The organism is Candidatus Rickettsiella isopodorum, from assembly GCF_001881495.1.
In the GTDB taxonomy this organism is placed as follows: domain Bacteria; phylum Pseudomonadota; class Gammaproteobacteria; order Diplorickettsiales; family Diplorickettsiaceae; genus Aquirickettsiella; species Aquirickettsiella isopodorum.
The window spans coordinates 112,594-126,510 of record NZ_LUKY01000032.1; the positions used below are offsets into that span (position 1 = coordinate 112,594).

Here is a 13,917-nt window from a genome sequence, read left to right on the forward strand (position 1 = left end):
CACACATTCAGTGATAAAAAAACCCCTGTTCTAGGGGTTTTTCTTTTATAATCTGTGTCTTTTGCCAATTCTTTATGCAAAATTCAACCATGACGGCTACCATCCTCGCTCGTTAAACTTCGCTTACCTAGCAAGGGTTTCAAATACTGACCGGTATAAGAAGTTAGTTGTTTTGCGACCTGCTCGGGCGTACCCACACAGACTATCTCGCCGCCTTTACTGCCTCCTTCTGGACCGAGATCAATAATCCAATCAGCGGTTTTAATCACATCCAAATTATGTTCAATCACCACCACCGTATTACCGCGCTCGCGCAAACGATATAAAACCTTCAGTAATTGTTCTATATCATAAAAATGTAAACCCGTCGTTGGCTCATCCAAAATATAGAGTGTACGACCCGTATCACGTTTACTTAATTCTTTAGCCAGTTTGACGCGCTGTGCTTCGCCTCCTGACAAAGTGGGCGCGCTTTGACCGAGGTGCAAATAGCCTAGACCTACTTCGATCAAGGTCTGTAATTTTCGTGCCAATACCGGCACCGGATTAAAAAACTCATGTGCATCTTCTACGGTCATTTCTAGAATTTGATAAATATTTTTCCCTTTATAATATATTTCTAAGGTTTCACGGTTATAACGCTGACCTTTGCAGATATCACATTGCACATAAACATCCGCTAAAAAATGCATTTCTACCTTAAGTACACCATCGCCTTCACACGCTTCACAGCGACCCCCTTTCACATTAAAACTAAAACGCCCTGCCATATAACCACGCGAACGCGCTTCAGGCGTGGCAGCAAAGAGTTCCCGTATGGGTGTAAACAAACCAATATACGTAGCAGGATTCGAGCGCGGCGTGCGACCTATGGGACTTTGATCAATATCAATGACTTTATCCAATTGTTCTAAACCGGTGATAGCTTGATACGGCGCAGCTTGCGGTAAAATAGCCGCATTCAATTTTTTAGCAGCCAGTGGATATAAAGTATCATTGATTAACGTCGATTTGCCCGAACCCGACACGCCAGTAATACAGGTCATTAAACCCAAAGGAATTTCAACATCCATCTGTTTTAAGTTATTACCGCTTGCACCTGATAGTTTGATGACGTGATTTTTATCGAGTTTGTGTCGTTTTTTAGGGCATTCGATACGTCGCTCACCGGATAAATATTGACCCGTTAATGAATTTGGATTTCGCATAATCGCGGCCGGTGATCCTTGCGCAATCACACGACCACCATGCACACCGGCGCCTGGTCCCATATCGACGACATAATCTGCGTGTCGTATCGCTTCTTCATCATGCTCGACAACTATCACCGTATTCCCTAAATCGCGCAATCTAAGTAAAGTACTTAATAAACGGCCATTATCGCGTTGATGTAATCCTATCGATGGCTCATCGAGAATATACATGACACCCACTAAACCTGAGCCGATTTGACTAGCTAAACGTATCCGTTGCGACTCACCACCAGATAAGCTATCTGCACTCCGATCCAGTGACAGATAATTTAAACCAACATCAATTAAAAAACTTAAACGATCGATAATTTCTTTTTGTAAACGTGAAGCAATCTGTGCCCGTTGACCAGACAAATTTAATTTTTCAAATAATTCTTTTAATTTATCGAGGGGTAAAGCAACCCAATCAGTAATCGCTTTATTGGCAATAAAAACATGCCGCGCAGCAACATTAAGACGGGTGCCATGACAACTACTACAGGGTTTAGAAGCTAAATAGCGGGCTAAATCTTCTCGCACCGAATGTGATTCCGTCTCTTGATAACGACGTTGCATCACTGGTATCACCCCTTCAAAGGGCTTTTTCTTATTATAGACATAGCCTTTTTCACTCTCATAGTGAAATTTTATTTCTTCTTTACCACTACCATATAAAATAATTTTTTGAATAGTATCTGGTAATGCATTAAAAGGTGACTCTAAAGAAAATTGATAATGCTTAGCTAAAGTCGATAATAACAAAGAATAATAAGGGTTTTGTGCATCCCATCCCCGAATTGCACCGTGTGTGATACTTAACTCCGGTTGTGGTATGACTTTTTCAGCATCAAAAATCAGCTCATGGCCTAAGCCATCACACTGTGGACAAGCGCCGGCTGGATTATTAAAAGAAAACAAACGTGGCTCTAACTCGCTAATACTATAGCCACACTCAGTGCATGCAAAACGTTCCGAAAAAACCAATTCTTGCTTCGTTTTTCCTGCCGTATCTTGCACGATCACCGTCACTAAACCTTCGCTCAAGGATGCCGCAGTAGCTAAAGACTCACTCAAGCGTAAGCGATTTTCTGGCTTTATTTTTAGCCTATCTACCACCACATCGATGCTATGCTTTTGTTTTGCACTTAAACGGGACACTTGATCCAATTCGACCAATTCCCCATCAATTCGTGCCCGTAAGTAACCTTGGCTACGTAATTCATCCAATAAGGGTTTAAATTCACCTTTCCGTCCTTGTACTTTCGGCGCCAAAATAAGTAGGCGTGTCTCATTCGGCAAAGCCATCAAAGTGTCAACCATCTGACTGACACTTTGCGCAGCGAGACTGGTGTTATGTACAGGACAACGTGGCTCACCTATTCGGGCAAATAATACACGCAAATAATCATAAATTTCAGTGACCGTACCCACTGTCGATCTCGGATTATGAGAGGTTGATTTTTGATCAATAGCGATCGCGGGAGAAAGCCCTTCAATATGATCGACATCCGGTTTCTCCATCATGGACAAAAATTGCCGGGCATAAGACGACAGAGATTCTACATAACGACGCTGACCTTCAGCATATAAGGTATCAAACGCTAACGAAGATTTACCTGAACCGGATAATCCAGTCACCACAATTAATTGATCACGTGGAATATCCAGATCAATATTCTGAAGATTATGGGTGCGAGCACCACGAATGCGAATTGTATCCATAGATAAACATGAAAGCTCTGGTACAAAAGTTAAAAACTTTATCAACCTTTGTGGAAACCCCACACTATAACCTTGAAAATAACGAAAAGAAACCTTTAAAAAACTCCTTTTTATTGCTTTCTTTTTTACGCTACAAGCTTTAGAATTTATAGTTGTTTTGATTTTGTTACTGTGGGAGTATTCAAACATGGCCAAAGGTATTAATAAGGTTATTTTAATCGGCAACTTAGGTGCTGATCCGGAGATTCGTCATATGCCTAACGGTGCGGCGGTTGCTAATATTAATCTAGCCACCAGCGAAAGCTGGAAAGACAAAAATACCGGTGAACTTCAAGAACGCACCGAATGGCATCGTGTCGTTTTATTCCAACGCCTTGCTGAGATTGTCGCCGAGTATTTAAAAAAAGGCTCTAAAGTTTATATTGAAGGTCGCTTACAAACACGTAAATGGCAAGATAAAACGACCGGTCAAGATCGCTACACCACCGAAATTATTGCCAATGAAATGCAAATGTTAGACAGTCGCAGCGGCGGTGCGACAGGCAGCGAGCCCCCCCTTTCTACCACACAGAATACTTCCGCTACGCGACCCAAACGCGAAACTACCCCATTACCTGAAATGGCCAGCGAAGCATTTGATGACGATATTCCTTTTTAGCTGATCATTTTTCGTTTCAACGCTCTCCGAATACAAACGTTGCAGGCGCTGTATATAAATTGTACAGCACCTAGCGCCATTAAAATGAGTTAACTTGATTTATCTGTCGACTTGGCTAATCTTTTTATAAGGAACATTTATTCTCAAAGAAGAGTGTAAACGAGGAGAGAGGATTATGAAATATTTAATTGCTTGGTTATTAGGCATCCCTATTGCTGTATTGTTACTTATTTGGTTATTCAGTCATCTATTTTAAAATCTAACTCTATATAGAATAAAATTTACACTCAAAAATGCTCCAGGTTTATGATCCAGGTTCTCACTCACAGCAATTGGATTTTTGGCGAGTACCGTGAAGAAGATTGCGAGTTAAGCGGACGCAGACAAAAATTCAAGTGCGAAGAGTATATTTTCAAGTAGGAGTATTCATACTATGAAAGCAAAGTTATTTGTTATCTTAGGCTTAATCGCATTACCTATGGCCGCCACGATAGCCATGAGCAATCATCGTGCTATGCAAAAAGAAACCACGGGTCAATATGTTGACAGTAGTGTCATCACTTTAAAAGTAAAATCTAAACTATTAGCCGACCCTGCGATAAAAGGTCTTGCTATTTCAGTCATGAGTTATAAAGGTCAAGTCAAACTCACCGGTTTTGCGGATAATTGGTCACAAAAACAAAAAGCCGGTATGCTTGCTAAACAAGTCGAAGGTGTCACCGGTGTCACCAATAACATTGTTGTGAAAAAAATGCATCGCTAAGCTTGAACCGTATTTTTTTCCAGGTAAAAAATAAAAAAAGTTAATATAAAGAAAAACAAGGTTTAACCTTGTTTTTCTTATTTCTCACCCAACAACCCACTATCAAAAAACGCTGTATGAGAAAAATTAGTTTAAATTTGACTATAAATACTACGCGCTAAGCGCACACTTTTTACGTAATCACGTGTTTCTTTCCAAGGTAAAATTTCCACCCAAACATCTTTCGGTAATCGCTGATACAAACCTTGAAAGCGTTTAATCCGATTAGGACCCACGTTATAAGAAGCTGTTGCTAAAGTTGCATTACCATCAAATAATTTTAATAATTGTCTTAAATAAGTACTGCCTAAACGAATATTCTGTTCTGGATCGAGTAAATTGACTCGACGTAAAGCCAAATCACGCGCCAACTGCTTACCCGTACTCGGCATAATTTGCATTAAGCCTAATGCCCCTGCACTGGATTTAGCATTCCACATAAAAGCACTTTCTTGGCGCATAATCGCCCAGACCCAAGCCGAATTTAAATGCGTTTTACGCGCTGCAGCCAGTACTGAACGTCGATACGCAAAAGGGAAACGTAATCTAATATCATTGTGAATATTTGCTTTGCTGGCACCAACGATAGCTAAATCATACCAGCCCCATTGTTTAGCCAATTGTGCAGCCGCTTCGCGTTCTGGCACACTTAAGCTATCCAATGCCCATAACCATTCCTGGCGTGCCTCACCAACAAAACCTAAGGCCAGCAATTCTTTAGCACGTTGTATAGCTGAATTATTTTTCAGCGCTTGACGATCACCCACCCTGCTGCGCGTAGTAGGATGATAGTTTAATTTCAAACGTTGACTCGCTAACACACCATAATAATCAACCTCTTTAGCTAGGCTTGCATAAATGCTATTCGCCGCTGCGGTTTGTTGTGTCTCCGCTAATGCCCTCGCCCGCCAATATCGCCAACACGCTTGGTGTTGTTCTTTTCGTGATAGATGATCCAACCAAAAAAGCACTTTCTCCCATTGACCCGTTAATAAACTATTTCGTACCCGCCACTCACGTAACGTCGCATCTGCATAAGCCGGTTTAATTTGTTTTAACCAATCACCTGCTGTGCTGTGACCTCGCCTGGCTAAACCGACAGCTAAATCGGCTAATATCCTCTGTTTTTCTGATTCGGTTAAATCATAACTTTTACTCATTTTCGACCAGTTTTCTGCCAATTCTATCGGATCCTTATTCGCTAAGCGTTTCATACCAAACAATACAATTTTTCGGTCGATAGCATTATCAAGATCAAATTGATCACTCTGCTCAACTAATAAAGGATGACGTTGTACTTGATACCAACGCTTAATTTTTTGGCGTTGTGTCGGCGGTAAAAATTGTGCCATATGTTGTACGACATTCCTATTATTTTTGCTCATTGCTCGATCTAATTTTTTCCAAATTAATTCCGAATTCAATCCTCCTGATTGTTCCCAACGACTAAAAACTTTACGACACACGCTAGGAGGTGAATTAACGTGTAACCAAAGTGTTGATATTTTTCTGAAAGCTAATGATTTCTGCTGAGTGGCTAATAACGATTGCAGGTAGTAACACTGTAATGGTGTACCATAAATAGGTTGATAATAATGGATAAAATCTTCCCAATGTTGTTTTTTAGCTAAATAACCCAACCAATCAGCACGTAACCTTACGGCTAATGGTGTATCATTATAGGCTTGCAAAAACTCGTCGATTTCATCACTACTTGTATAAGGCCATTGTTGTTTTAATTTGATAAAAATTAAGTAAGGATATAAAGGATAATCTTTTAGTTTGACTTTTAAAACAGAGAATTGTTGATAATGTTTACTCATTAACAACTGTCTCGCCTGCCAAAATAGTTTTCGTTGTTGATCTTTATTCTCAGCGTGAGCTAAACATGGCCAAGTTAATACTAAACCTATAATAAAAACGGTACTTTTTATCGTCCCCATAGCACATTCTAAGAGTAGGAAAAATTTATGCCCCTCTATTTTATATATATCACTTTAGCTCTGCTTACCAGCTTAATCGGTTTTACGTTGTTGCATTTTTATAAATTAGAACGTCAACATGACAAACTCATTCAAATGGAAAGTCGTTGGACAGATATCAATCGTTTATTAAATCAACTGCATGATGCACGGGTAATTGATCAACGTCATACGGCTGCCAATAAAGAGCAGCTGTTACTTGAGCTCAATACCTATCGACAACAATTTGATCGACACCAACTCAGTAGTTTAAAACTGCTACAAGATAGTTTACAGCAAGGGTTGCAACATATTAGTCAACGTATGGATAAATTAACCGAAAACACGCAAGAAAAATTACTTGCCATTAGTGGTCAAGTTGAAAAACGTTTATTCGATGGGTTTGCCCAAACCACTGCCACCTTTGCAGATGTTGTGAAGCGACTGGCATTGATTGATGAAGCACAAAAACGCATCACCGAACTTTCCAGTAATGTCGTCAATTTGCAACAAATTCTTGCCGACAAACGTTCGCGCGGTGTTTTTGGTGAAGTGCAATTAAATGCCTTAATCGAAAATGTCTTACCCGCTAAAAATTACAGTTTGCAACATACCTTAAGTAACGGTAAACGTGTCGATTGTCTGTTATTGTTACCCGCACCCACTGGTAGCATCGCCATCGATGCTAAATTCCCTCTAGAAGGCTTTCGAAAATTAACCGAAATCGATCAGCCAAAAAGTGAGCAGCGCGCCGCAGCGGCACAATTTCGTCAAGATATTCGCCATCATATCCAAGCCGTCGCAAGTAAATATATTATTCCCGGTGAAACCTCAGAAGGTGCGTTATTGTTTATTCCTGCTGAAGCTATTTTTGCTGAAATTCACGCCCATTATTATGACTTAGTCGAAGAAGCGCAGCGCCAGCGTGTCTGGTTAGTCTCGCCGACGACTATGATGGCGGTACTAACCACCACCAGCGCTATCTTAAAAGATGCAGCAACCCGTGAACAAATTCATTTAATCCAAGAACATCTCAGTGTTTTGGCCAAAGATTTTTCACGTTTTAAACAACGAATGGATCATTTATTCCGCCATATTCAGCAAGCTTATACCGATATTCAAGACGCTAAAACCTCTGCAGATAAAATCACCTCGCGTTTTGAAAAAATAGAAAAAGTAGAGTTAAGTGCTGATTTGTTGGAATAACACACTGCCCATTCGGGTAATTTCTTCAATTGGTTATGGGATAAACAAAATCCTAATAGAACCCCCCCGTACGAGACGGGAGGTTTTTTGACAAACCGATTAGAATTTAAGGTACTGAAACATGGTTTTTACAACAACTAATCGCACGGACAAGTACATAAATAGCACTTAAACCAACGATAATATAAATAATTCTCGCTATCGGACTGTAATCTCCAAAGATGCCGGTAATTAAATCAAAGTGAAATAAACCGACTAAACCCCAGTTCAAACCACCGATAAATAAGATAACTAGTGCAATCCAGTCTAAAACGCTCGGACTTTTGAACATAAATACTCCTTTATTTAAGCAAGTGAAACTCACATACCACACTAAAACGTCTTATTTTTGGTTCATTTGTCAGTAATACCCCCTTACTGTAGCTCAAAAATTTAAGATAAACAAATTTTACAACGGAAGAATCTTTCTATAAATTTTTATAGCATCGTAGGAGATCATTACATTTTAAGATTTGTTAATAATTAATAATAAGTATTTAAACTAATACTAAACCTCAATTAAGGAGTGATTAATGAAAGATAACTGTTATGTCTACGTTATCGATCTCAGTCTTCGTAAAGGGAAAATCGGGCAATATAGCGAAGCCCTAGTTTTTGAGTGTCAACCTTTTCTTAGCTCCCATTTAGGCGGAAACTCAAAATGGAGTTATAAAAAGGCCTTTGCAAAAGCCTTTCCTCATGCACATATGAAGATAGATGTACAAGGAAATTTAACCCACGTAGTTTCCGATAAACCCTCGCACCGTATATTAATAAAAAATTCTGAACGGGTCTCAACCAATGACTTTGTTAAAATTAGCCAAGGTAACTATTATAAGCATGTCCATACCGGCTCTTTTGAAATCGAGATTGATAAATTAAACAATAAAGTCTTACAACGACTGTATTTACCTGATGAAGTCTCACCCGAATATCGTATACTTCAGTCAAATACTGCACCTGAAGCATTAATAGCCGATATTTCTATGTATTTTAGTGTTAAAGGGATCTCAAAAATCGTTTTAAAATCAGCTATCAGTCATGAAGGCAAAGGAAATCTCTTTATTGACATCAAAGATAAAGAAGCACTAAAGCAAGGTATCAAGCAAATGCGCAAACTCAATGCGAATACCAAATACTTTCTTGCTGAAGAACAAAAAGAATTTCCGCGCGTAAGTAGAAAAACCGAAGAACAAAAATCTGGTCATTTAACTTATCGCCTGGTTGGCATTGCTAACCCAGAGGGCGATTTAGGTCATTTTATTGCGTCTAAATCGATCTCAGACAGCATAGACTCTCACCAACGGATAAAAATGAAATGTTATTTTGATCACCCTGGAAAAACACATGATCGCAAAAGCGGATGGCCACTGGAAGCCTGTGGACCCAAAGATAAATATTTTGGCCTAGGTGAAAATAAAGTCGACATCGATCCCGTCTTAATGGATAAACTCAGCAAACGTATGTATCAACTGTATGCGGATATCAAATCGATGAGCGAAGAAGAATTTGCACAACATTTTGATTCTTTAGTTGCGTATAAAAATACGTTAATCTCAAGAGAAGAAAAAATAAACCAATTTACAATTGAAGAAAAAAAAGAAAATGAATTAGTCAACACACCCAATCTGCGTGCCTATACACTAGCGGCAACTGCCCATCCCCCCTTAGCGAGTTCTATCGCCAGTGAAATGATTAAAACTAACACCGTTGAGCTATCAAAGTTAGAGAAGCTACGCTACTACAATAATAATGACATTGAGCCCTTTTTAAATGCAATGCGCAACCAAAATCAATTTGCTGGATTGAAAACAGCAAGTACCGATCAATTAAACTATTGTATACAAGAATATGGCTTTGACGTGCAAATAACGAGACGTGCTAAACAATTACTTACTAAAAAGCAGCGTATTAATCCAGACAAACAGACAGATCCTATCCCGCCACAAGCAGGGCCTTCCGATTACAAATGGTACAAGGCTTCCTTTCTTAATCATCCTGGACAATCAGCAACAGAAATCACAGAAAATTCCTCATCTGGACTTGCTACGTCAAATAACCGCCCTATTACAATCTCTCGATTATCTGGATCTACTTTATTTAGCATGATCCAATCAGACTCTGCTCAAGCAAAAAAAGATCAAGAAAAGCAAAAAAAAAGAGATTATGCAAAATAAATACTAATCCGTAGTTAACGAGTTAATCAACACGCACTGAGCCTATTGATTAACTCTACTAAATCTAGACTAATCGGGGTTTTTCTTTTTCCATGTCAGACACCGTTGGCTGATCAAAAATTAACGTAGCAAGCGTTTCATCATAATTTCATCATAAGATTGCTTAGTCAATGTGCTTTTTCTATCCATTCTGAGTTTACCTTCCTCTTCGATATATTTAAAACAATCGGGCAAATCAGCTTCTCGTAATGCAATCGACATTTCGACCCGTCGACGAGTCACTCATAAAAATAAAGATGATATAACCCACCTACTTTAAATAAAGAGGCTTCATGAGGGGAACCATCAATAATGAAAGCATTATCCAAGACTTGCTCAAATTCAAAAAAAATTTCTTATTTTTTTCGAGGAAATTCACTATCTAATTTTGTCAATGCTTCTTTATCAATTTGCGCAAAAATACTCGGTAATATTTTTTATACTAAAAAAATTTAAATCGAGCCATTAAAAAACTAAAGAGTAGCAAGACAGTTTATCTCGCTGATTGACGTATAGTGACTGACTTATCAGGTTATGATATGAACACTTCAAGCTTTTAGCTCAGGTATTTTCACCACTAACGCATCACAAGATAAGTGATGGATGACCGCGCTGGCGGTAGAACCAAACAATACACCAATACCATGTCGACCATGACTACCAATGATAATTAAATCTGCTTTTAACTGCTTCATTTTATCCAGTATCACCACCTTAGGCGATCCGACTTCGACAAATTGCTGTTTAGCGGGAATATCAAATTTTTTCGACACTTCAGCCAATTGTTTTTGCGCTTCAGCGAGCATTTCGCCTTCTAAATCGATGACGGCAGGATAAGCTTGTGCCACACCGTAGGCATTGATATGTTCCACCGCATGGATTACGGACAAGCGGCTATTCCCTCCTTTAACTAAAGCATGAGCGCGCTTTAATATGATTTCATCACAGGTTGGATGTAAATCTATCGCTACTAAGATATTTTCATAAATGGCCATAGCTTATCTCCCGATTTTAGGTAACAGCACAAATTCCTTTTAATGCAAATTTCCATTCCACCAATTTATCCTACACTAAGCCAACAAAGATAAACAGTAATTATTGGTAAACAGCGAATGATTTTAGCGCACTTAAAATCTTTTTGGTCATTATTCATTCTATTTAATCGGTAAAAACAGGTAAACGATGAGTCAATCGATGTTGGTCGGGGCGACTGGATTTGAACCAGCGACCACCTACACCCCATGCAGGTGCGCTACCAGGCTGCGCTACGCCCCGAAGAGCGCACATTGTAATGTCCGTCGTGTAAACTCGCAACTACAAATTAATCACCGTAATAACATCCCCTCTCTAAAGATCATCATAGCGATAAAACCAGCCATATAATAAATGAAACGAATATTAACTTTTTTGAGTCTTTAATTGTGATTTTAATTTCTGACTTGCTTGAAACAACACTACATTCCGCGAAGTCACCAAGGTAGTAGCGCCGGTTTTTGGATTTCGCCCTGGCCGTTCCTTTTTTCTACGGCGTCGAAAACTCCCTAAACCGGAAATTTTTACTGACTCTCCTCTTTCTAAAGCTAATATAATCTCTTCAAAAAAAGCATCCGCTAGTTTTGTGGCTAAAGGCCGGCTAAGACTTGGATCTTGTTGTCTCAAGCTGTAGATCAAATCCGCTTTGGTTAAAACTTGACTCACAGTACTCTATTCCCGTAATTGAATAGAAAAATTCTGTTTTAGTTCGCCTATGATAGTTTCCATTAAGCTATCTACTTCGACATCTACCAAAGTACGTGTGGGATGCTGCCAACATAACGCTAAAGCTAAACTATGCTTTTGTGGTTCTTGCTCGTTAAAATATACATCAAACAAAAAGGATCGATACAGCAACTCACCCCCTTTATGATTCACTGCCTGTAAAATAGTTTGGGCAGGATATTTTTTATCGACCCAAAACGAAATATCCCGTCGCACCATAGGAAATTTAGAATAAGTTTTAAAATGAGGTAACGGTCTCTCACTAATCGCAGAAGTTTCAAGTTCAAAACAAAAAACAGGACCGATTAAATCTAATTCTGTGATTAGTTTAGGGTGTAATGCACCCATATAACCAATAATCTTATCAGAAATTTGCAAATTACAGGATAATCCAGGATGTAAAGCCGGATGGGTTCCTGGCATAAATTGAATATCCGTTTTAGTGGTTAGACTAATCAATGCTTCCAGATCAGATTTAATCGTAAAATAATCTAAGGGGGTATTCGCAACACCCCATTGTTCCGGTAAGCTTTGACCGCTAGCAACCGCCGCTAAATACTCTTGCTGTTCCAATTTCCCTTTCTGATGATGAAAACAAAGGCCCGTTTCAAATAAACGGCCGCTCAACTGCTGTCGTTGTTGATTATAGCGCAAAGCATTCAATAAACCCGGCCACAAACTGGTGCGCATCACAGAAAGCTCACTGGATATCGGATTCAACAAACGTAAAGATTCTCGTTGCGGGATGAGTGCTTGCTGTCGTTTAGGCTCAGTAAAACTATAATTGATGGCTTCACGGTAGCCCCGGTCGATCAGTAAATCGTGTACGCGTGTTAACGAAAGTTGCGTTTCCGGTTGTGGAAGAAACTTTACTGGATTATTCGGCATAGTGATCGGAATATGTTGATATCCATGAATCCGCGCGATCTCTTCAATCAAATCCACTTCTAATGAGAGATCAAAACGCCAAGTCGGCGGTGTCGTCTGCCATACGTGTGCGTCAATACGCTTCACATCGATCCCTAAATTGGAAAAAATAGCCCTTATTTTTTCTTCGCTTAAGGAAAACCCTAAAAATTTTTTTATATGCGCCGGATGAAATTTTATCGTGGTGATCGGCTTGGCCGCTGATTGCACCTGTGTTATCGGCCCTGCTTGACCACTGACTATTTCCGTGAGTAATTGTGTAGCACGTTCTAAAGCCGACACAGTCATAGCAGGATCAACGCCTCGTTCAAAACGATACGCAGAATCGGTATTCAAACCATAGTGTCGAGCACGTCCGGCTATACAGGCAGGGCTAAAATAAGCACTTTCCAAAAATAGCGCTTGAGTTTGCGAAGTCACGGCTGAATGGGCTGCTCCCATAACACCGGCAATCGCTTGTACTTGGTTATTATCTGCAATCACTAAGGTGGTTTCATCTAAAACAACCTGTTTACCATCTAATAAATGGATGCGCTCTTGTGACTTGGCGTAACGTACACAGACTTCATCTTTTAATTGCTTCAGGTCAAAAGCATGCAGTGGTTGACCCAGTTCTAACATCACATAATTGGTCACATCCACCACAGGATGAATACTCCGCACACCACTGCGACGCAAACGTTCTTGCATCCATAAAGGTGTTTTAGCCTGAGTGTCGATGTTACGGATTATCCGTCCAACATAATGCGGACAAGCTTCAGCAGCTAGGACATTAAGTTTAATTTTATCCTTTATAACAGCAGGTTGTTTAACGATAGGAAAAGAAGTCATAGGCTGCTGCGTTATGGTGGCTACGTCGCGTGCTAAACCTTTGATACTTAAACAATCACCACGATTGGGTGTCAAATGGATATCCACGCAATGATCATTTAATTGCAAATAGTCATGAATATCTTTACCCAACGGTGCATCGTTAGGTAATTCCAAGATCCCGGTATCTAGCGGTACCTCAGAAAGCCCCAGTTCACTACTGGAACATAGCATGCCCTGTGAAACGACGCCGCGTATTTTTGCTTCTTTAATCAACAGATTCTTTGGTAATTGCGCACCCACTTGTGCGACAGCAACTTTTAAACCCGCTCTACAATTTTTGGCACCACAAACTATCTGCAGAGATTGATCAGCACCGATATTCACATCACAGACCTGTAAACGCGAAGCATCCGGATGAGGCGCCGCGCTTAACACTTCGCCTACGACGACTCGATTAAACGATCCGGCAACCGGATGCACTGCAGCCACTTCTAAACCGGCTAAGGTCAGCTGTTCGGCCAATTGTTCAACACTTAACTTAGAATTAACCCAAGTACGTAACCATTGTTCACTCAATTTCATA

Annotated in this window: 11 protein-coding genes and 1 tRNA gene; 4 read left to right on the forward strand and 8 right to left on the reverse strand. The window is 39.8% G+C overall.

Going from position 1 to position 13,917, the window contains the following annotated elements; translation table 11 throughout:
• Positions 1-83: 83 nt before the first annotated feature.
• The gene (gene uvrA, locus A1D18_RS02690) at positions 84-2,954 is read right to left on the reverse strand and encodes an excinuclease ABC subunit UvrA (RefSeq protein WP_071662512.1); all 2,871 of its coding nucleotides are present in this window, start codon (positions 2,952-2,954) and stop codon (positions 84-86) included.
• 187 nt (positions 2,955-3,141) lie between these two features.
• On the opposite strand from uvrA, the gene ssb reads away from it, so the two are divergent.
• Positions 3,142-3,612 carry a single-stranded DNA-binding protein gene (gene ssb / locus A1D18_RS02695; RefSeq protein WP_071662287.1) on the forward strand — a complete coding sequence of 157 codons (471 nt, stop codon included), beginning with the start codon at positions 3,142-3,144 and terminating at the stop codon, positions 3,610-3,612.
• A gap of 433 nt (positions 3,613-4,045) precedes the next feature.
• Positions 4,046-4,375, forward strand: coding sequence for a BON domain-containing protein (locus A1D18_RS02700; RefSeq protein WP_071662288.1), 330 nt, complete (start codon positions 4,046-4,048; stop codon positions 4,373-4,375).
• Between the two features lie 131 nt (positions 4,376-4,506).
• On the opposite strand, the gene A1D18_RS02705 is transcribed toward A1D18_RS02700, so the two are convergent.
• Positions 4,507-6,357, reverse strand: coding sequence for a transglycosylase SLT domain-containing protein (locus tag A1D18_RS02705; protein WP_071662289.1), 1,851 nt, complete (start codon positions 6,355-6,357; stop codon positions 4,507-4,509).
• A 27-nt stretch (positions 6,358-6,384) separates the two neighbouring features.
• On the opposite strand from A1D18_RS02705, the gene A1D18_RS02710 reads away from it, so the two are divergent.
• Positions 6,385-7,581, forward strand: a complete 1,197-nt coding sequence (locus A1D18_RS02710; protein ID WP_071662290.1) for a DNA recombination protein RmuC — start codon at positions 6,385-6,387, stop codon at positions 7,579-7,581.
• Between the two features lie 106 nt (positions 7,582-7,687).
• Here the strand turns inward: A1D18_RS02710 and A1D18_RS02715 are convergent, their stop codons facing one another.
• Positions 7,688-7,912 (reverse strand): DUF378 domain-containing protein, encoded by a 225-nt coding sequence (locus A1D18_RS02715; protein WP_071662291.1) that lies wholly within the window; start codon positions 7,910-7,912, stop codon positions 7,688-7,690.
• Between the two features lie 241 nt (positions 7,913-8,153).
• Here A1D18_RS02715 and A1D18_RS02720 point away from each other — a divergent pair, with 241 nt between their 5' ends.
• On the forward strand, positions 8,154-9,797 hold the full coding sequence (locus tag A1D18_RS02720) for a hypothetical protein (RefSeq protein ID WP_071662292.1): 1,644 nt from the start codon (positions 8,154-8,156) through the stop codon (positions 9,795-9,797).
• Positions 9,798-9,917: 120 nt separating this feature from the next.
• Here the strand turns inward: A1D18_RS02720 and A1D18_RS06855 are convergent, their stop codons facing one another.
• The 5 genes from A1D18_RS06855 to pheT all read right to left on the reverse strand — a co-directional run bounded on the left by A1D18_RS06855 (position 9,918) and on the right by pheT (position 13,916).
• On the reverse strand, positions 9,918-10,058 hold the full coding sequence (locus A1D18_RS06855; protein WP_171910809.1) for a hypothetical protein: 141 nt from the start codon (positions 10,056-10,058) through the stop codon (positions 9,918-9,920).
• Positions 10,059-10,384: 326 nt separating this feature from the next.
• Positions 10,385-10,831, reverse strand: coding sequence for a universal stress protein (locus A1D18_RS02725; RefSeq protein ID WP_071662293.1), 447 nt, complete (start codon positions 10,829-10,831; stop codon positions 10,385-10,387).
• Positions 10,832-11,034: 203 nt separating this feature from the next.
• A tRNA-Pro gene (locus A1D18_RS02730) sits at positions 11,035-11,111 on the reverse strand.
• A gap of 123 nt (positions 11,112-11,234) precedes the next feature.
• Complete coding sequence (locus A1D18_RS02735) at positions 11,235-11,534, reverse strand: integration host factor subunit alpha (protein WP_071662294.1); 300 nt, start codon at positions 11,532-11,534, stop codon at positions 11,235-11,237.
• A 6-nt stretch (positions 11,535-11,540) separates the two neighbouring features.
• A complete protein-coding gene (gene pheT, locus A1D18_RS02740; RefSeq protein WP_071662295.1) occupies positions 11,541-13,916 on the reverse strand; it encodes a phenylalanine--tRNA ligase subunit beta in 2,376 nt (791 codons plus the stop codon).
• Between the last annotated feature and the right edge of the window lies 1 nt (position 13,917).